19 protein-coding genes are annotated in these 18656 nt (G+C 70.6%); 7 read left to right on the top strand and 12 right to left on the bottom strand.

All coding sequences use genetic code 11. From position 1 onward, the window contains the following. Positions 1-61 precede the first annotated feature (61 nt). Both AB0B45_RS00770 and AB0B45_RS00775 read right to left on the bottom strand, forming a co-directional pair. Positions 62-1837, bottom strand: coding sequence for an ABC transporter ATP-binding protein (locus tag AB0B45_RS00770; protein WP_358123405.1), 1776 nt, complete (start codon positions 1835-1837; stop codon positions 62-64). Then, a complete protein-coding gene (locus AB0B45_RS00775; RefSeq protein WP_358124688.1) occupies positions 1834-3642 on the bottom strand; it encodes an ABC transporter ATP-binding protein in 1809 nt (602 codons plus the stop codon). The genes AB0B45_RS00770 and AB0B45_RS00775 overlap by 4 nt, the downstream gene beginning before the upstream one ends. Positions 3643-3761: 119 nt before the next feature. Between AB0B45_RS00775 and AB0B45_RS00780 the strand changes: the two genes are divergently transcribed. The 3 genes from AB0B45_RS00780 (at position 3762) to AB0B45_RS00790 (ending at position 6259) form a co-directional block, all read left to right on the top strand. Next, positions 3762-4391, top strand: coding sequence for a TIGR03085 family metal-binding protein (locus tag AB0B45_RS00780; RefSeq protein WP_358123407.1), 630 nt, complete (start codon positions 3762-3764; stop codon positions 4389-4391). Positions 4392-4691: 300 nt separating this feature from the next. Further along, positions 4692-4853, top strand: coding sequence for a hypothetical protein (locus tag AB0B45_RS00785; RefSeq protein ID WP_358123409.1), 162 nt, complete (start codon positions 4692-4694; stop codon positions 4851-4853). Between the two features lie 77 nt (positions 4854-4930). After that, positions 4931-6259: a glutamine synthetase family protein gene (locus tag AB0B45_RS00790; protein ID WP_358123411.1), complete on the top strand. Its 1329-nt coding sequence runs from the start codon at positions 4931-4933 to the stop codon at positions 6257-6259. Positions 6260-6287: 28 nt separating this feature from the next. On the opposite strand, the gene hisF is transcribed toward AB0B45_RS00790, so the two are convergent. From hisF to hisD, 9 genes are read right to left on the bottom strand one after another with little or no spacing between them, the layout of a single operon-like run. Then, positions 6288-7049, bottom strand: a complete 762-nt coding sequence (gene hisF, locus AB0B45_RS00795) for an imidazole glycerol phosphate synthase subunit HisF (protein ID WP_358123413.1) — start codon at positions 7047-7049, stop codon at positions 6288-6290. Then, positions 7046-7450 (bottom strand): Rid family hydrolase, encoded by a 405-nt coding sequence (locus tag AB0B45_RS00800; protein WP_358124691.1) that lies wholly within the window; start codon positions 7448-7450, stop codon positions 7046-7048. The genes hisF and AB0B45_RS00800 overlap by 4 nt, the downstream gene beginning before the upstream one ends. A 21-nt stretch (positions 7451-7471) precedes the next feature. Further along, the gene (priA, locus tag AB0B45_RS00805) at positions 7472-8194 is read right to left on the bottom strand and encodes a bifunctional 1-(5-phosphoribosyl)-5-((5-phosphoribosylamino)methylideneamino)imidazole-4-carboxamide isomerase/phosphoribosylanthranilate isomerase PriA (RefSeq protein WP_358123416.1); all 723 of its coding nucleotides are present in this window, start codon (positions 8192-8194) and stop codon (positions 7472-7474) included. Positions 8195-8199: 5 nt separating this feature from the next. Next, positions 8200-8529, bottom strand: a complete 330-nt coding sequence (locus AB0B45_RS00810) for a hypothetical protein (protein ID WP_358123418.1) — start codon at positions 8527-8529, stop codon at positions 8200-8202. Positions 8530-8566: 37 nt separating this feature from the next. After that, entirely contained in the window at positions 8567-9199 is a 633-nt protein-coding gene (gene hisH / locus AB0B45_RS00815) for an imidazole glycerol phosphate synthase subunit HisH (protein ID WP_358123420.1), read from the bottom strand. Beyond that, positions 9196-9351 carry a hypothetical protein gene (locus tag AB0B45_RS00820; RefSeq protein ID WP_358123422.1) on the bottom strand — a complete coding sequence of 52 codons (156 nt, stop codon included), beginning with the start codon at positions 9349-9351 and terminating at the stop codon, positions 9196-9198. The genes hisH and AB0B45_RS00820 overlap by 4 nt, the downstream gene beginning before the upstream one ends. Beyond that, positions 9348-9959: an imidazoleglycerol-phosphate dehydratase HisB gene (hisB, locus tag AB0B45_RS00825; protein WP_358123424.1), complete on the bottom strand. Its 612-nt coding sequence runs from the start codon at positions 9957-9959 to the stop codon at positions 9348-9350. The genes AB0B45_RS00820 and hisB overlap by 4 nt, the downstream gene beginning before the upstream one ends. Positions 9960-10003: 44 nt before the next feature. Next, the gene (locus tag AB0B45_RS00830) at positions 10004-11074 is read right to left on the bottom strand and encodes a histidinol-phosphate transaminase (RefSeq protein WP_358123426.1); all 1071 of its coding nucleotides are present in this window, start codon (positions 11072-11074) and stop codon (positions 10004-10006) included. Beyond that, complete coding sequence (hisD, locus tag AB0B45_RS00835; protein ID WP_358123428.1) at positions 11071-12378, bottom strand: histidinol dehydrogenase; 1308 nt, start codon at positions 12376-12378, stop codon at positions 11071-11073. The genes AB0B45_RS00830 and hisD overlap by 4 nt, the downstream gene beginning before the upstream one ends. Before the next feature lie 120 nt (positions 12379-12498). On the opposite strand from hisD, the gene ybaK reads away from it, so the two are divergent. Continuing rightward, positions 12499-12996 (top strand): Cys-tRNA(Pro) deacylase, encoded by a 498-nt coding sequence (ybaK, locus tag AB0B45_RS00840; RefSeq protein ID WP_358123430.1) that lies wholly within the window; start codon positions 12499-12501, stop codon positions 12994-12996. 64 nt (positions 12997-13060) lie between these two features. Beyond that, on the top strand, positions 13061-14431 hold the full coding sequence (locus tag AB0B45_RS00845; protein WP_358123432.1) for an amidase: 1371 nt from the start codon (positions 13061-13063) through the stop codon (positions 14429-14431). Here the strand turns inward: AB0B45_RS00845 and AB0B45_RS00850 are convergent. Beyond that, positions 14426-14944: a hypothetical protein gene (locus AB0B45_RS00850; RefSeq protein ID WP_358123434.1), complete on the bottom strand. Its 519-nt coding sequence runs from the start codon at positions 14942-14944 to the stop codon at positions 14426-14428. The two genes, AB0B45_RS00845 and AB0B45_RS00850, sit on opposite strands and share 6 nt — an antisense overlap. Before the next feature lie 66 nt (positions 14945-15010). Here AB0B45_RS00850 and murA point away from each other — a divergent pair, with 66 nt between their 5' ends. After that, entirely contained in the window at positions 15011-16321 is a 1311-nt protein-coding gene (gene murA, locus AB0B45_RS00855) for a UDP-N-acetylglucosamine 1-carboxyvinyltransferase (RefSeq protein WP_358123436.1), read from the top strand. Positions 16322-16422: 101 nt separating this feature from the next. Further along, on the top strand, positions 16423-18612 hold the full coding sequence (locus AB0B45_RS00860) for a transglycosylase domain-containing protein (RefSeq protein WP_358123438.1): 2190 nt from the start codon (positions 16423-16425) through the stop codon (positions 18610-18612). Positions 18613-18656: the final 44 nt, after the last annotated feature.

Consider the following 18656-nt stretch of genomic DNA (forward strand, 5'->3'; position numbering starts at 1 on the left):
CACGACCCCGCGAACCCCACCGTCCGGGTGATCGGAGGCGGGGTCACGCGGTCGGACCGATTCAGGAGTGGGCGGCGGAGACCCACGAGGCGTGGAGCTCGGCGTAGACGCCTGGCTCCTCGACCAGGTCGGCGTGCGCGCCGCGCTGGACGAGCCGTCCTGCGTCGAAGACGAAGACCTCGTCGGCGTTCTCCGCCGTCGACAGCCGATGGGCGATCGAGATCGCGGTCCTTCCCCTCGTGACCCCCTCCAGCGCCCGCGCGAGCCGTACCTCGGTGGCGGGGTCGACGGCGGAGGTGGCCTCGTCGAGCAGCAGCAGGTCGGGGTCGGCCAGGTAGGCGCGGGCGAGGGCGACGAGCTGGCGCTCACCGGCCGACAGCGACTCCCCTCGCTGGCCCACCGGCGTGGCCAGGCCCTTGGGCAGGCCCTCGAGCCAGTCGGCGAGGCCCAGCTCGGTCATCGCCAGCGAGATCTCCTCGTCGGTGGCGTGCGGCCTGCCGAAGCGGATGTTCTCGGCGAGCGTGCCGTCGAACAGGAAGCCGTCCTGCGGCACCATGACGATCCGCTCGCGCAGCGAGGAGAAGCGCACGTCGCGCAGGTCGTGGCCGTCGACGGTGACGCGCCCGTCGACCGGGTCCATCAGCCGGGTGAGCAGCTTGGCGAAGGTGGTCTTGCCCGAACCCGTCTCGCCGACGACCGCGATGCGGGTGCGCGGGGGGATGGAGACCGACAGCTCGTGCAGGACGGGCGCGCCGCCGGGGTAGGCGAAGTGCACGTCCTCGAAGGTGACGGAGATGGGCCCGCGGGGCAGGGTGACGCCCTCGGCGCCGGGGTCGGCGACGTCAGGCGGGGTGTCGAGCACTCCGAGGACGCGCCGCCAGCCCGCGACCGCGTTCTGCGCCTCGTTCAGCACCTCGGTGGCGATCTGCAGCGGCGAGACGAACAGCGTGACGAGGAACAGGAAGGCGACCAGCTTGCCCGCGCTGATGTCGCCCGAGATGCCGAGCCTGACGCCGAGCAGGACGATCCCCGCGATGGCCGCGGCCGCGACGATCTCGGTGAGCGGGAAGACGAGGCCGACGATCTTCTGGGCGCGGACCTGCGCGCTCCTGTTGGCGTTGATCGCGGTGTCGATGCGGTCGGAGGTGCGGCGCTCGGAGCCGTAGGCGCGGATGACGGCCGCGCCGACGACCGACTCGCTGACGGCGGCCAGCATGTCGCCGGTGCGCTCGCGGACGGTGGTGTAGGCGGTCGACAGCCAACGCTGGAAGCGCGGAAGGGCGATCATCAGCGGGATGAAGCAGACCCACACCAGCAAGGTGAGCTGCCACGAGTAGACGAACATCAACGCCGTGGCGACCAGCAGCTGGCCGAACGCCACGATGATCATCAGCCCGCCCCACTGCATGAAGTTGCTGATCTGGTCGATGTCGTTGGTGACGCGGGAGACCAGCGCGCCGCGGCGCTCGGAGTTCTGGGTGAGCACGGACAGGTCGTGGACGTGCCTGAAGCCGCGGACCCTGAGCGTGGCGAGGGAAGCCTCGGTGGCCTTGTAGAGGCGGACGTTCATCACGTAGCCGCACAGGGCGGTGATGACGACCGCCGCCGCGCACAGCAGCACCGCCATGGAGATGTAGGAGATGTCGGGCTTGCCGCTCTTGAGCCCCGTGTCGATGGTCTGCTGGACGGCGATCGGCACGATGATCTTGCCGATCGTGGCGACCACGGCGAGGGCGAGCGTGCCTGCCAGTCCCTTGCGGAACTCGGGCGTGAGCGAGAGCCCGTGCCGCACGGTGGCGAGCGCCGACCGCCCCGAGTCCTGGAAAGCGACGCTCATGCCACGACCTCTTCCTCTTCCTCGTCCGCGACGATCGCGGCCCTCTCGGCCTCTTCGCGCTCGTAGGCGGTGACCAGGTTCCGGTAGCCCAGGCAGCGATCGAGCAGTTCCTCGTGGGTGCCGCGGTCGACGACGCTGCCGTGGTCGAGGTAGACCACCTCGTCGGCCAGGGCGATCGTGGCCATCCGGTAGGCGACGACCACGACGGTCGCGGCTTCGCTCTGCTCGCCTGCCGCGGCCGCGTTCAGGTCGCGCAGGCCGTAAAGGATCTTGGCCTCGACCTGCGGGTCCACGCTGGATGTCGCGTCGTCGAGGATCAGCAGGCGCGGGCGGCGGACGACCGCGCGGGCCAGCGCGATGCGCTGCCGCTGGCCGCCCGACAGGGTGGTGCCGCGCTCGCCGACCTTGGTGTCGAGCGCCGAGGGCAGCTTGGCGACGAAGCCGTCGGCCTGGGCCAGGCGCAGCGCGGCCCAGACGTCCTCGTCGGGGAAGTCGAGGCCGAGCGCGATGTTGCCGCGCACGCTGTCGTCGAACAGGAACGTCTGCTGCGGCACCAGCGCGACAGCGTCGGCGATGCCGCCGTAAGCGATTTCACGAAGGTCGACGCCGTCCAGTCGCACCTCGCCCTTGTCGGGGTCGACCAGGCGCACGAGCGTCTGCACCAGCGTGGACTTGCCCGAGCCCGTGGGCCCGACCAGCGCGACGGTACGGCCGGCCGGAACGTCGAAGGTGACATCGTGCAGGACCTCGGCCGTGCCGTAGGCGTACGACAGGCCCGAGACCTGGAGCCCCGCGGGCGCCGAGCCCGGCACCCGGGTCTGGCCGTAGTCCATGGAGCCTGTCGCGTCGAGCACCGCCTGCACCCGCTGCCAGCCGACGACGCTGCGGGGCAGCTCGGCCAGCACCCAGCCGAGCGCGCGGATGGGGAAGGAGAGCAACGTGAACAGGTAGGCGACCTGGACCAGCTCGCCCGAGTTGATGGACCCGCCCGACAGCCGCACCGCGCCGACCATCAGCACGATCAGCACGCCGAGCGTCGGCAGCGCCTCCAGCATCGGGTCGAACAGGCCGCGGACCCTGCCAACGGCGATGTTGGCGTCGCGCAGCTCGTGGGCGCGGCGTTCGAACCGCTCGGTCTCCAGGTCCTCGCGGCCGAGGGTCTTGACGACCAGCGCGCCGTCGAAGCTCTCGTGGGCGATCTCGCTGACCTCGGCCCGCAGTTGCTGGGCGTGGGTGGCCAGCGGGCTGAGCCTGCGCTGGTAGACCAGGTTCAGCACGGCGATGGCCGGGAAGATCAGGAAGCCGACGAGGGCGAGCACGGGATCGGTGAGCACCATCGCGACCGCCGCCGTGACCAGCATGACGATCACACCGACCGCCATGGGCAGCGGCGCGAGCGGAGCCCACGCGGCCTCGGCGTCGGCGCTGGCGTTGGACAGCAGCTGCCCCGTGGGGTGCTGGTGGTGCCAGGCCAGCGGCAGGCGCAGGTACTGCTTGGTGACGTCCCTGCGCGACCTGGCCTGCATGCGGTACTGCAGGACGCCGGCCAGGATGCGCCTGCCGGCCACGCCGATCGCCTTGAGCAGCGCGGTGCCCATGAGGAGAAGGACCGAGATCCACAGCGCGCCCGCGCCGATCTCGCCCTTGGCGAAGGCCGGCAGCACGGCGTTCTCCGTCGCCCAGCCCAGTGCCCAGGCCGAGGCGACGGTCATGCCGCCGTACAGGCCGCTGCTGATGACGGCGGCCGCGAACACCGTCTTCTCCGTGCGGATGGCCACCCCGAGAACACGGAGCCCTTGACGCATCACGGCTGAGGTGACCTTGGTCGCCACTCGCGGAAAGTCCTTTCAACGGGGAAATTTGTACTTAAGTCACTATCATGGTCGATCATCTGGTTATTCCCATGCCCCAGTAGAATCGTCTGGTGACTCACGCCCGCGGCGAACGCTCCGCTCTGTGCGACCTGTTCGACACCCTCGGCCCCGACGCGCCGACGCTGTGCACGGGCTGGAACACCTACGACCTGGCCGCCCACCTCGTGCTGCGCGAGCGCAGGATCGACGCCAGTCCGGGCATCGCGCTCAAGCCGCTGGCCGGCTACACAGCCTCCGTCCAGGAGGGGCTCAAGGCCAAGCATCCCTTCCCCGAGCTGGTCGCCCTCGCGCGCAGGCCGGGCGGCGTGTACGGCCTGCTGCCCCCGCTCGACGAGGCGGTCAACACGCTGGAGTACTTCGTCCACCACGAGGACGTGCGCCGCGCCCAGCCGTCATGGGAGCCGCGCGAGCTGCCCGACGACCTGGAGCGGCTGCTGTGGCGGCGGCTCGACATGGGGGCCACGCTCATGCTGCGCAGGTCGCCGGTCGGCGTCATCCTGCACCGGCTCGGCGGCGGGGTGGCCATCGGCGGGGCGAAGGACGGCGTCAAGGTGGAGGTCACGGGGAAGGCTAGCGAGCTGCTGCTGTTCTGCTTCGGACGGCAGGAGCACGCGAGGGTCGACCTGACCGGCGACCCCGACGCCATTGCCCGCCTCACCCACGCCCCGCTGGGCATGTGACGGCTCGCCGGGAGGCTCCGCGACGCAGGCGGGACTCGATCACGGTGATTCAACCCACACAGCAGAGCGGGGAGCCTCGGCGACCAGGGCCGCGAGTCCGGCGAGGCCGATCCCGTCCGCGAGGCCACCGGTGGATTTCCCGATCCGATCGCGAGTCCCCGCGCCAACTCGGGCCGATGGCCGTACGATGGCCAGGTAAAGACGCCCCCCGGTTATGATCAAGAACATCTTCATAGAAGATGCCAGTGATCGCCCAGATCCGGGTATATACGGCTGGGAATGGACTGCAGGAGGCCCCCCATGCAGGTCAAGAAGGTCGTCACGTATCTCGCCGTGGCCTTCGTCGTCTTCTACCTGTTCACCCAGCCGCGAAACGCGGCGGCGGCGGTCAACAGTGTTTTCGACGGCATCGTGAACGGAGCCAACCAACTGGCCGTTTTCTTTACCAACGTCGTGACCTGACAGACTCAACGATCCGCCCTGGTAGCGGGTCGTGCGTGTTGCCACCGACCTGACATCGAAGAGCGTAGAGTCGATCAATGAGAGATCGCCGAAGCGTCATCGAGCGGGCCGAGATCGAGGGCATCGAGCTCGTCCGGTTCCTCTATGCCGACCACGGTGGGGTGATCCGCGGCAAGGCGGCGTCCCGCACCCGGCTGGGTGAGCGGCTCGCCTCCGGCATCGGGCATACGGTGGCCATGATGGCGATGAACATGCTCGACCAGTTGCAGGAGGTCGAGCAGTTCGGGCCCGTCGGCGAAGTCCGGATCATGCCGGACCCGTCGACATTCGTTCCCCTCCCCTACTCTCCCGGCGCCGCCGCCATGGTCTCCGACCTGGTGCAGTTGGACGGCACGCCGTGGGGGGCCTGCCCGCGCACCTTCCTCAAGGAGGCGGTCGCCGAGCTGGACAGCGAGGGCTACGCGCTCGTGGCGGCCTTCGAGCCCGAGTTCACCCTCGGCCGCCGGCTGCCGGACCCCGCGGGCGGTCCCGACCGGCTGGTGCCGCTCGACGACAGCCTCTGCTATGCCACCACGGGCTTCGATCTGGCCCACGACTACGCGATCACGCTGGTCCGCGCCCTGGAGGCCCAGGGGCTGCGGGTCGAGCACTACCACCCCGAGCTCGGCCACGGCCAGCAGGAGCTGTCGATACGGCACGCGCCCGCGCTCAGGGCCGCCGACAACCACATCCTCTACCGCGAGACGGTCCGCGGCGTGGCGATGCGCATGGCCATGTGGGCCTCCCTGGCCCCCAAGCCCATCGCCGACCAGGCAGGAAACGGCGCCCACCTGCACCTGTCGCTGTGGGACTCCTCGCTGCACGCCAACCTGTTCGACGGCCGGCCCGAGCTGATGTCCCGCTTCATCGGCGGGTTGCTCGCCCACCTGCCCGCCCTCACGGCGTTGACCTGCGGCAGCGTCAACAGCTTCCGGCGACTGGCGCCCCGCATGTGGTCGAGCGCCTACGCCGTCTACGGGCCCGACAACAGGGAGGCGGCGGTGCGCGTCTGCTCCCCCGTCGGCGAGCAGGGCTCGGCCAACCTGGAGCTCAAGCCCTCGGACTCCTCGGCCAACCCCTACCTGTCGCTGGGCGCGGTGATCCACGCGGGCCTCGACGGGATCAGGAGGGAGCTCGATCCCGGAGATCCCGTGCTCGTCGACCCCGACACCCGGCCAGGGACCTATCCGCGCCTGCCCGCCTCCCTCGACGAGGCGCTCGACGCCCTGGAGGCCGACCCGCTGCTCATGGCGGCGCTCGGACCGCTGCGCGCCGGCGCCTACCTGGCGGTGAAGCGCTCGGAGGCGACCGCGTTCAAGGAGCGTGACGCCGGCTTCGAGGTGTCCCACCACATGCGCGTCTTCTGAGGCGGGCCTCTCAGGAACGTCGGCGCCGCTACCTGACCGGGTGGCCCGCGGTGCGAAGAGCGTCCTTGACCTCGGAGATCTTCAGCGTGCCGAAGTGGAACACCGACGCGGCGAGAACCGCGTCGGCGCCGGCGGCGACGGCGGGAGGGAAGTCCTCCAGGCGCCCGGCGCCGCCGCTGGCGATCACCGGCACCCTGACCGCGGCCCGCACCGCGCGCAGCATCTCCAGGTCGTAGCCGTCGAGGGTGCCGTCACCGTCCATGGAGTTGAGCAGGATCTCGCCCACGCCCAGCTCCTCGCCGCGAGCCGCCCACTCGACGGCGTCGATGCCGGTGCCGCGCCGCCCGCCGTGCGTGGTGACCTCGAAGCCCGATGGCGTGCCGGGCGCCCTGCGGGCGTCGAGCGACAGCACCACGCACTGGGCGCCGAACCGCCTGGAGGCCTCGGTCAGCAGCTCGGGCCGGGCGATGGCCGCGGTGTTGAGCGACACCTTGTCCGCCCCCGCGCGCAGCAGCCTGTTCACGTCGTCGACCGAACGGACGCCGCCGCCCACGGTGAGCGGGATGAAGACCTGCTCGGCGGTCCTGCGGACCACGTCGAACATCGTCTCTCGCTCCCCCGAGGAGGCGGTGATGTCGAGGAAGGTCAGCTCGTCGGCGCCCTCCTCGTCGTAGCGGCGGGCCAGCTCCACCGGATCCCCCGCGTCGCGGAGGTTCTCGAAGTTGACGCCCTTGACCACGCGTCCCGCGTCCACGTCCAGACACGGGATGACTCGAACCGCGACTGTCATGCCCGAAACGCCTCGATCTCGATCTCTACCAGCATCCGCTTGTCGATCAGGCCCGCCACCCGAACGCCCGTGCACGCGGGCCTGACGTGCCCGAGCACCTCCGACAGCGCCGTGCCGACCGCGTCGTAGTGGCGGTCGTCCACCACGTAGTAGCGCACCATGACCACGTCCTCCCTGGTCAGGCCAGCCGCCTGGACCGCGTCGAGGGCGATGTCGAAGGCCGTCATGGCCTGCAGGTAGGCGTCGCCCTCGTGCTGCACCTGGCCGTCGACCGTGGCCGTGCATCCGGAGACCACGACCCTCGGCCCCGCGACGACGGCTCTGGCGTAGCCGTACTTGTCCTCCCAGACGCCGCCCGAGAAGATCCTCGTCCCCTCGCGCACGCAGCTTGCCTGGCCCATCACGCGTTCCTCCCTCTGGCCCTAGCCGCGCACCGCGGCCAAGGCGTCTTCCAGCGTGAAAGCCTGCGCGTAGAGTGCCTTGCCCACGATCGCGCCCTCCACGCCGTGAGGCGTGAGAGAGGTGAGGGCGATGAGATCGTCGAGAGAGGAGACGCCTCCGCTCGCGACGACAGGCTTGTCGGTTCGATCGCAGACCTGGCGCAGCAGGTCCAGGTTCGGGCCGCGCAGTGTTCCGTCCTTGGTCACGTCCGTTACCACGTAGCGCGGGCAGCCGTCGGCTTCGAGCCGGTCGAGCACCTCCCAGAGATCGCCACCCGCCTCGGTCCAGCCGCGCGCGGCGAGCGTGGTGCCCCGCACGTCAAGACCAACTGCGATCTTGTCACCATACTCGGCGATAATCCTCCGGCACCAGGCCGGATTCTCCAGGGCCGCGGTGCCGATGTTCACCCTGCGGCAGCCGGTGGACAGCGCCGCCTCCAGCGAGGCGTCGTCGCGGATCCCGCCGGTCAGCTCGACGTGGATGTCCAGCTTGCCGACCACGTCGGCGAGCAGTTCCCTGTTGGAGCCGCGGCCGAAGGCCGCGTCCAGGTCGACCAGGTGGATCCACTCGGCACCCGCCTCCTGCCAGGCCAGCGCCGCGGTCAGCGGGTCGCCGTAGCCGGTCTCTGTGCCGGCCTCTCCCTGTACGAGGCGTACGGCCTGGCCGTCGACGACGTCCACGGCGGGCAGCAGTACGAACGACATGGTCTTCAGGTCCTCCGGTCAAAGGCGAGCGTGACGATCACAGGGACGAACAGCAGGGAGAGCACGAACACGGCCAGGCTGACCTGCCACGACGACCACAGCAGCCAGGCCAGCAGCTGGACGACGAGGAAGAGCAGGGCGATGACGCCGTTCTGCGCCCGCTGGCGGCGGGCGATCAGCCCGCCCTGCCTGGCGAAGCGGACGGGGCGAGGGACGAGCCTGCCGGCCAGCGCTCTCCTGCGCGACCTGCGGGCCATCCGTACGGCGTTCAGCTGGGCCGCGCGCTCCCGCTCGGCCTCTCGGGCCGCCCGGCGCCGCGCCCGTTCCTTGCTCACGGGGCTTCCTCGGGCCGTCCGGTGGGCGGCGGCCCGTTCACAGCGTGCCGACCCAGTTCGTCAGCAGGGCCGCTCCCGCGTCACCCGACTTCTCCGGGTGGAACTGGGTGGCCATCAGCGAGCCGTTCTCCACCGCGGCCACGAACGGCACGCCGTGCTCGGCCCACGTGACCAGCGGCGGGGTGAAGCCGGGGCCCGGCTGCAGCTCCCACTCGCGCACGCCGTAGGAGTGGACGAAGTAGAAGCGGGTGTCGGCGTCGAGACCGGCGAACAGCACGCTGTCGGTGGGGGCCTTGACGGTGTTCCAGCCCATGTGCGGCAGCACAGGGGCCTCCAGGCGCTCGACCGTGCCGGGCCACTCGCCGCAGCCCTCGGTCTCCACGCCGTGCTCCACGCCGCGCTCGAACAGGATCTGCATGCCGACGCAGATGCCCAGCACGGGCCGGCCGGCCGACAGGCGGCGGCCGATGATCCTTTCGCCGATGACGCTCTTGAGCCCGGACATGCAGGCCGCGAAGGCGCCCACGCCCGGCACGACGAGACCGTCGGCGTCCATGGCTGCGTCGTAGTCGGCCGTGACCGTCACCTGGGCGCCGGTCCTGGCCAGCGCCCTCTCGGCCGAACGCAGGTTGCCCGAACCGTAGTCGAGGATGACGACGTTCTTGTTCACCACCACAACACCCCCGCGAGCAGCGCCATGGCGGCGCCGACTCCGCACACGACCGCGCCGATCTTCAAACCCTGCTTGATCAGCGACACCACGCCGCCGACCAGGAACAGGCCGATGAAGACCATCACGATCGCCGTCCAGTTGTCGCTCACAGCACGCCCTTGGTGCTCGGGACCCCTGTCGCGCGGGGGTCGAGCTCGCTGGCCTCCCGCAGCGCCCTGGCCAGCGCCTTGAACTGGGCCTCGACGATGTGGTGGGCGTTGCGTCCGTACGGCACGCGCACGTGCAGGCAGATCGCCGCCTGCGCCACGAACGACTCGAGGATGTGCCTGGTCATCGTCGTGTCGTACTCGGGGCCGATCATCGGCGCCATGCCGTCGGGCTCGGCGTGCACCAGGTAGGGCCGCCCCGACAGGTCGACGGTCACCTCGGCGAGCGCCTCGTCCAGGGGGCACGACGCGTTGCCGTACCGCCTGATGCCGGACTTGTCGCCCAGCGCCTCGCGAAAGGCGGCGCCCAGCGCCAGCGCGGTGTCCTCGATGGTGTGGTGGGAGTCGATGTGCAGGTCGCCCTCGGTCTTGACGGTCAGGTCGAACAGACCGTGCTTGCCCAGCTGGGCCAGCATGTGGTCGTAGAACCCGACCCCGGTGGCGACGTCGACGACGCCGGTGCCGTCGAGGTTCACCTCGACCAGGACCGACGTCTCCTTCGTGGTGCGCTCGACGCGACCGCTTCGAGTGTGGCCTCCTTCGTCGGCCACCCTCGTAGACGAACTGTGTCCATTGGTTCGCTCACTGCGCTCGCTCACAGGACCCCCTCCAGGGCAGCACGGAATGCCGTCATTTCCTCGCCGGTGCCGATCGACACCCGCAGCCACTCGGGCGGCCCGACCTCACGGATCAGGACGCCCCGCTGGAGCAGCCCCTCCCAGACCTTGCGCCGGTCGCCGAACCGGCCGAACAACACGAAGTTGGCGTCCGAATCGGCCACCGTCAACCCCTGCTCGCGCAGCCACGTCACGGTGTCGTCGCGCTCCTTCCTGAGCGCGTCGACCGTGCCGAGCAGTTCGGCGCGGTGCCGCAGCGCGACCCTGGCCGTCGCCTGCGTCACCGTCGACAGGTGGTACGGCAGGCGCACCAGCAGCATCGCCTCGACCACGGCGGGGTGCGCGGCCAGGTAGCCAAGCCGGGTGCCCGCCATCGCGAACGCCTTGGACATGGTCCGCGTCACGATCAGACGCGGGTGCTCGGGCAGCAGTGTCAGCGCCGAGGGCGTGCCGGTGCGGGCGAACTCGGCGTAGGCTTCGTCCACCACGACCATGCCCGGCGCCGCCCGCGCGACCCTGGCGATGGTCTCCAGCGGGAGCGAGGTGCCGGTCGGGTTGTTCGGCGAGGTCAGGAACACGATGTCGGGGCGGTGCTCCTCGACGGCGGCTACCGCCTTGTCGGGGTCGAGCGAGAAGTCCTCCTCGCGCGCGCCGGAGATCCACTCGGTGCTGGTGCCCGTGGTGATGATCGGGTGCATGGAGTAGGAGGGCTCGAAGCCGATCGCGGTGCGGTCGTGGCCGCCGAAGGCCTGCAGGATCTGCTGGAGCACCTCGTTGGAGCCGTTGGCCGCCCAGACCATGTCGCGGGTGAGCCCGTGGCCGAGGTAGTCGGCCAGATCCTGGCGCAGGGCGAGCGCGTCCCTGTCGGGATAGCGGTTGAGTGCCGCCGCGCCGCGCCTGATCTCCTCGGCGAGGTCGTCGACCAGCGCCTGGGAGGGCGGGTAGGGGTTCTCGTTGGTGTTGAGCTGCACGGGCACGTCGAGCTGGGGCGCGCCGTACGGCTTCTTGCCTCTCAGGTCGTCGCGGATCGGCAGGTCGTCGAGCCTCATGAGGGGATCTCCCAGTCGAACCTGGCGCGGATGGCGGCCCCGTGGGCGGGCAGGTCCTCGGCGTCGGCGAGCACGCAGGTGTGCCCGGCCGCGTCCGCGAGCGCCTCACGGGTGTAGTCGATCACGTGGATGCCCCGCAGGAACGACTGCACCGACAGCCCGCTGGAGTGGCAGGCGCACCCGCCGGTGGGCAGCACGTGGTTGGAGCCGGCGAGGTAGTCGCCCAGGCTCACCGGGCTGTAGGGCCCGACGAAGATCGCGCCCGCGTTGCGGACCTTCGCCGCCACCTCGGCGGCGTCGGCCGTCTGGATCTCCAGGTGCTCGGCCGCGTAGGCGTCGACGACCCTGAGCCCGTCGGCCAGGTCGTCGACCAGCACGATGCCCGACTGCCTGCCGGACAGCGCCTCGGCGATCCGCGCGGAGTGGCGGGTCGCGGCGACCTGGCCCGGCAGCTCCTTCTCGACCGCCTCGGCCAGCTCCACGCTGTCGGTGACCAGCACGGCCGCCGCGATGACGTCGTGCTCGGCCTGGCTGATCAGGTCGGCGGCCACGTGCCTGGGGTCGGCGGTGGAGTCGGCGAGGATCGCGATCTCGGTGGGCCCCGCCTCGGAGTCGATGCCGATGACGCCCTTGAGCAGCCGCTTGGCCGCGGCCACCCAGATGTTGCCAGGGCCCGTCACCATGGTCGCGGAGGGGCATTCCTCGGTGCCGTAGGCGAACATCGCCACGGCCTGCGCCCCGCCGACGGAGTAGACCTCGTCCACGCCGAGCAGCGCGCAGGCGGCCAGGATCGTGGGGTGCGGCAGCCCGCCGAACTCCTTCTGCGCGGGGCTGGTGACGGCCAGCGACTCCACGCCCGCCTCCTGGGCCGGCACCACGTTCATGACCACGCTGGAGGGGTAGACCGCGCGCCCGCCCGGCACGTAGAGGCCGACCCGCTCGACGGGCACCCACCGCTCGGTGACCGTGCCACCGCGGACGACCTGGGTCGTGGTGTCGGTGCGCCGCTGGTCGCGGTGGACCTTCCTGGTCCGCGTGATCGCCTCTTCGAGCGCCGCCCTGACCTTGGGGTCGAGCTCGTCCAGCGCGCGCTGGATCGCCTCGGCGGGGACCCGGGTGGACTGGATCTCGACACCGTCGAACCTGGCGGTCAGCTCGCGCACGGCTGCCGCCCCGCGATGGCGCACGTCCTCGCAGATGGGCCGCACCTTCTCCAGGGCGGCCTCGACGTCGAGTTCGGCGCGGGGCAGCACGTCGCGCAGGTTCTCGGGCAGAGAGCCGCGCAGGTCGATACGGGAAATCACCCATACAGTCTACGGAGTGTCTCCACGTCATCCGGTTCTGTCCACAATGCGGGACAGCCAGGGTATTGGGTGACATTTCACCAGGGATGGATGGCCTGCCGATCCTCTACGATCGGGACCGTGAGCAAGGCGAAGAAGGGCGGGCAGGGCACTCCCGCGACGGTCGCGCTGGCCAAGGCACAGGTCGACTTCACGCTGCACCCCTACGAGCACGACGCGAACGCTCAGGCCTACGGGGAGGAAGCCGCCGACGCGCTGGGCCTGCCGTACGAACGGATCTTCAAGACGCTCGTGGCGGAGGTGGAGAGCGGGCTCGCGGTGGCGGTGGTGCCGGTGGCGGGAAAGCTCGATCTCAAGGCGTTCGCCGCGGCGCTGGGCGGCAAGCGGGCCACGATGGCCGACGCGGCGAAGGTCGAGCGGGTCACCGGCTACGTCGTCGGCGGGATCAGCCCCCTCGGGCAGCGCAAGCGGCTGCCCACCGTGGTCGACGCCTCCGCCCTGGACTTCGAGACGATCTACTTCTCGGCGGGCAAGCGGGGCCTGCAGATCGAGACCGCGCCGAAGAATCTGGTCGAGCTCACCGGGGCGGCGACCGCGCCCATCGCCAAAACCGGTTAGAAGCCGCTCGCCTGGGCAAACCTTGCCATCGCCGTCCGCGAGCGCATGCGGCAGGATCGCAAGAGTGACCGAACTGCACTACCTCACCGCCACCGAGATGGTCCGCCTGCTGAGGGCCCGCGAGGTGAGCGCCGTCGAGCTGCTCGAAGCCCACCTGGCACGCGTCGAGCAGGTCAATCCCGCCGTCAACGCCATCGTGACCCTGGTCGCCGAGCGGGCGCTCGACGAGGCGAAGGCGGCCGACGCCGGCGAGCCGAAGGGCCCGCTGCACGGCGTGCCCGTGGCGCACAAGGATCTGGTCGACACCGCGAACATCAGGACCACGTACGGCTCGCCGCTGTTCGCCGACAACGTCCCCGACAAGGACGACCTGCTGGTCGAACGGCTCAGGAAGGCCGGGGCCATCACGGTGGGCAAGACCAACACGCCCGAGTTCGGCACCGGCTCCCACACCGTCAACGAGGTGTTCGGCGCCACCCGCAACCCCTACGACCTGTCGAGGTCGGCAGGCGGCAGCAGCGGGGGCGCGGCGGCGGCGCTGGCCACAGGGATGGTCCCGCTTGCCGACGGCTCGGACATGGGCGGCTCGCTGCGCAATCCCGCGAGCTTCTGCAACGTGGTCGGCCTGCGCCCGACGCCGGGCCGCGTCCCCGACGTCTCGGACACCGCGGCCTGGTACACGCTGGCCGTCTCGGGGCCGATGGCCAGGACCGTCGAGGACCTGGAGCTGATGCTGTCGGTGATGTCCGGCTTCGATCCCCGCTCGCCGTACGCGATCAAGGAGCCGTTCGCTCCCGATCCCGAGACCTCGGTGAAGGATTTGCGGGTGGCCTTCAGTCCCGATCTCGGCGGGCTGCCCGTCGACCCCGAGACCGCGGCGGTGACCGCGTCGGCCGCCGGGGTGTTCGAACGGCTCGGCGCGCGCGTGGAGCAGGTGGACCTCGACCTGTCCGACGCCGACGACGCCTTCAGGATCTACCGCGCCTGGTACTACGCGCTGAGCTTCGGCGAACTCGAGAGGCTCGGCGCCAACACCGCGTGGAACGTCGAGCAGGGCCGCCTGGTCACCGGCGCCGACCTGGCTCGCGCCGAGAAGCTGCGCAGCGGCCTCTACCAGCGCATGGCCGCCTTCTTCGACACCTACGACGTGCTGATCGCGCCGGTCAGTCAGGTCCCGCCGTTCCCCGTCGAACGGCCCTACGTCGACGAGATCAACGGCGTGAAGCTGCCGGACTACCTCGCCTGGATGCGCTCGGCCTACTGGATCAGCGTCCTGCACGCCCCCGCGGCCTCGGTGCCCGCGGGCTTCACCACGACAGGACTGCCCGTGGGGGTGCAGATCGTCGGCCGTCCGTTCGCCGACGCGCGCGTGCTGCGCGTGGCGCGCGCCTTCGAGCAGGCCACCGGGTACGGCACCCGCCGCCCCGGCCTATAGCCGGTCGATCTCCCCGTACGGCCGGCGCAGCTGCGACTCGCGGTAGGCCACCGTGGCCTCCATCGTCCCGTACAGCCCGACCGCGACCAGGGGCCAGGTCACCAGCACGCCCTTGGCCGTCAGTGCGAGCGCGCCCGCGATCACCTTCACACCTGGCCCCGCGGCGGCGGCCTCCACCGTGACCGCGCCGAGTGTGAAGGTGGTGCCGACCCACTGCGTGACGAAGGCCGCGATCCCGCCGCCCACGGCCAGCCCGAGCAGCACCTCCAGGCGCTTGTCCCGGGCCAGATTCCACGCCACGGCCGCGCAGACGAGCGCGACGCCGCCGGTGACCACCGCGTACCACCCGTCGGCGGCGATGAGGGCCTGGGTCGAGGGGTCGGCCAGGACCACCTCTCCCCCGGAGAGCGCGTAAGGCGCGCGCGGCGCGAGCAGGGACCACGCCAGGCCCGCGGGGACGCCGAGGGCGGTCAGCGCGAGAACGGTCACCGCGAAAGCCCGCACATGCCCCACCAGGCCACTCCCCCTCACAAGTGTGTCCGAACCAGCTCGATGGTATCCCCCGGCTAGGCTCGTGCCGTGATTGAAGACAAGGTCTGGCTGATCGAACCCTCCGGTCCGCTACGTGGAGATGTGGAGGTCCGCGGATCCAAGAACGGCGTGTCGAAGCACATGGTGGCGGCCATGCTCGGCACCGGCGAGAGCTCCATCCACAACGCCCCCGAGGTCGGCGAGGTAGGCATCACCGCGGCGATGCTCGAAGCGCTCGGCATCCACGTGGAGATCACGCGCAAGGAGATCAGGATCGCGAAGGGGCAGGAGATCAGGCCCCGCGTGCCCCACGCCTTCAGCGGCCTGAACCGCATCCCCATCCTCATGCTGGGCCCGCTCCTGCACCTGGCGGGCGAGGCGTTCGTGCCACTGGTAGGCGGCGACCCCATCGGACGCAGGCCCGTCAACTTCCACGTCGAGGCGCTGCGCTCCATGGGCGCCGAGGTCGAGGTGGGCGAGGACGGCATCCACGCCAAGGCCACCAGGCTGCGCGGCGCCAGGATCGAACTCCCCTACCCCAGCGTCGGCGCGACAGAGACGATCCTGATGTCGGCGGTGCTCGCCGAGGGCAAGACGGTGATCAAGAACGCGGCCATGGAGCCCGAGGTCGTCGAGCTGGCGCTGTTCCTGCAGCGGATGGGCGGCAGGATCGAGCTGTCCCCCGACCGGCGCATCGTCATCGAGGGCGTGCCCGAGCTGCACGGCGCGCAGACCTGGCTGGTCGGCGACCGCATCGAGGCCTTCTCCTACCTCGCGGCGGGCCTCATCACCAGGGGCGAGGTGCGCGTGCACGGCTGCCCGCAGGACCGCCTGGTCACCGCGATCACCACGCTCGCCAGGATGGGCGCCCAGTTCGACATCAACGACGACTACATCTGCGCCACCGCGCCCCCCGAGGGGCTGCGCTCGGCGGCGGTGCAGACCGACACCCATCCGGGATTCATGACCGACTGGCAGACGCCGCTGATGGTGCTGTTCACCCAGAGCCAGGGCATGTCGGTGCTGCACGAGACGGTCTTCGAGAACCGCCTGGTCTACGTTCCCGCGCTGCAGCAGATGGGCTGCGAGATAGAGGTCTTCGACCAGTGCCTCGGCGGGCCCGCCTGCCGCTACCACGACAGCAACGCCAAGCATTCGGCCGTGGTGCGCGGGGTGTCCAAGTTGAACGGCGCCGACGTGATGCTGCCCGACATCAGGGCCGGGTTCTCCGCGGTGCTGGCCGCCGCGGTGGCCGACGGGACCTCAAGGCTGCGCGGCGTCCAGCACATCGAGCGGGGCTACCACCGCCCGTTCGAGCAGTTCGGCTCGCTCGGCCTGAATGTCCAAAGGGAGGGCTGACAGGGGGCGGCGATCATCCCATGGTCCCGTTTGCAGTTCGCAAAGGCTGTTGAAGCAGGCGTTTGGCCGCCTTCTTCTCGTCGCAGATCATCTGAGTGACTGTGCTCAAATCCCTCGCCGGGCTCGGCGTGGCGGGGGCGATCGGCGGCGTGCTGGCCGCGGCGGTGGCAGTCCCGACCGTCGGCGGGGCCGGACTCGTGGTGCGCGACGCCGCCACCACCTTCACCGACCTGCCGCCCGCGCCGCGTGAGGAGCCGCTGTCCCAGCTCACCACGCTGCAGGACAGGAACGGCAAGGTGTTCGCCCAGTTCTACGAGGCCAACAGGACGCCGGTGACGCTGGCCCAGGTGGCCCCTGTCATGCGCAAGGCCATCGTGGCCATCGAGGACGCCCGCTTCTACGAGCACGCGGGCCTGGACATCGTGGGCACCCTGCGCGCGGTCATCACCAACACCCAGGCGGGCGGCATCAGGCAGGGCGGCTCGTCGCTGACCCAGCAGCTGGTCAAGAACATCCTGGTCGAGAACGCCGAGTCGGAGAGGGACAGGGAGGCCGCCCGCGCGCCCAACCTCTCCCGCAAGATCAGCGAGCTGCGTTACGCGTTGGCCATGGAGGACAAGTACCGCAAGGACGAGATCCTCGAGCGGTACCTCAACATCGCCTACTTCGGGGCGGGCGCCTACGGCGTCGAGGCGGCGGCCAGGCGCTTCTTCTCGACCACGGCCGCCGAACTCACGCTGGCTCAGGCCGCGACGCTGGCGGGGGCGGTGCGCCTGCCGTACACGACCGATCCTTCGCTGGGCGCGGAACGGCAGGCGCGGCTGCTGGAGCGCCGCGACACCGTGCTGGACCGCATGGCGGGCCTGAACATGATCTCCGAGGAGACGGCGAAGGCGACCAAGCGGCTGCCGCTGAACATCAAGCTGCGGCCCGAGCCCGGCGGGTGCGCCGAGAGCGAGTTCCCCTTCTTCTGCCTCTACGTGCAGCGCGAACTGCTCACCAACCCCGTCTTCGGCGACACCCCCATCGAACGGCAGCGCCGCCTGGCCAGGGGCGGGCTCGTGCTGCGCACCACCCTCGACCCGGTCGCGCAGCGGGCGGCCGAGCAGGCCATCAGGGAGCGGGTCCATCCGGCCGACACCGAGGTCGCGGCCGAGGCGATGGTCGAGCCGGGCACGGGCAGGATCAGGGCCCTGGCGGCCAGCAAACGGTTCGGCCGCAACCCGGACAACAAAAACAACGGCCCCAGGACCACCTTCAACCTGCCCGCCGACGTACGGCACGGCGGCGGAATGGGACTGCAGGCGGGCTCGACCTTCAAGGTGTTCACCCTGGCCACCGCGCTCAAGCAGGGCTGGCGCTTCGGCCAGGGCTTCATGACGCCCGGCGAGCTCGTCCCCTCCGAGGGCTACAGGAACTGCGCGGGCAAACCGGTCAACGCGCCGAAGGCGACGATCTACAACGCCAGCGGGGAGGGCAAGGGCGGCCCGCAGAGCATCGAGACCGGCACGTGGAACTCGGTGAACATCTTCTACATGATGCTGGAGCGCAAGGTCGGCCTGTGCTCCGTGGTCCAGACGGCCAAGTCGCTCGGTGTCGTCAGGGCCGACGGGACGCCGTTGCGGGAGGTGCCGACCTTCACCCTCGGCGTCAACGAGATGGACCCGCTCACCGTCGCCGCCGCCTTCGCCGCCTTCGGCGCCCGCGGCCGCTACTGCCGTCCCATGGCGATCGTGGACATCACCGACAAGCAGGGGCTGCGCACCGCCGTACGGCCTGCCTGCGCGCAGGCGGTGGACCAGGGCGTGGCCGACGCCGTCAACCACGTGCTGTCAGGGGTGTTCACCAAGGGCACGATGAAGGGGCAGGGCATCGGCAGGCCCGCCGCGGGCAAGACCGGCACCAACAACGGCTACACCTCGGCCTGGTTCGCCGGGTACACCCCCGACCTGGCGGCGGCGGTGAGCGTCGGCGACATCCGCGGCTCCTACCGCTACCCGCTGCGCGGCGTGACGATCGGCGACGAGTCGTACGGCCAGGTGCAGGGCGCCTCGCTGCCGGGCCCGATCTGGGTGGCGTCGATGGAGTCGGCCCTGCGCGACACCGACGAGACATCGTTCGACTCCCCCGACATGTCCCGTTTCGGCGGCGGCCACACCCCAGGCCTGGCCACGGCGGAGGCCGCGGCCCGCCGCGCCGAGATCCACCGCTTCGTCAAGAAGTACCGCGAGCGCTACCGCCGGTTCTACAAGTGGATGACGAGGCACTCCGGCCAGTACCCCCGCCGCTGAGGGACCGCTCGCCAGGGCGGCGGGGAGCGCATGGCGCCCGCCGC

Source organism: Nonomuraea sp. NPDC049152 (assembly GCF_040648355.1).
Lineage (GTDB): Bacteria > Actinomycetota > Actinomycetes > Streptosporangiales > Streptosporangiaceae > Nonomuraea.

Bases quoted from the DNA above. Each gene is read 5' to 3' on its own strand.
- AB0B45_RS00785 (WP_358123409.1), top strand. From the start codon at position 4,692: ATGCAGGTCAAGAAGGTCGTCACGTATCTCGCCGTGGCCTTCGTCGTC.
- hisF (WP_358123413.1), bottom strand. From the start codon at position 7,049: ATGACAGTCGCGGTTCGAGTCATCCCGTGTCTGGACGTGGACGCGGGA.
- AB0B45_RS00830 (WP_358123426.1), bottom strand. From the start codon at position 11,074: ATGAGGCTCGACGACCTGCCGATCCGCGACGACCTGAGAGGCAAGAAG.
- AB0B45_RS00775 (WP_358124688.1), bottom strand. From the start codon at position 3,642: ATGCGTCAAGGGCTCCGTGTTCTCGGGGTGGCCATCCGCACGGAGAAG.
- priA (WP_358123416.1), bottom strand. From the start codon at position 8,194: ATGTCGTTCGTACTGCTGCCCGCCGTGGACGTCGTCGACGGCCAGGCC.
- AB0B45_RS00790 (WP_358123411.1), top strand. From the start codon at position 4,931: ATGAGAGATCGCCGAAGCGTCATCGAGCGGGCCGAGATCGAGGGCATC.
- AB0B45_RS00800 (WP_358124691.1), bottom strand. From the start codon at position 7,450: ATGGGCCAGGCAAGCTGCGTGCGCGAGGGGACGAGGATCTTCTCGGGC.
- AB0B45_RS00770 (WP_358123405.1), bottom strand. From the start codon at position 1,837: ATGAGCGTCGCTTTCCAGGACTCGGGGCGGTCGGCGCTCGCCACCGTG.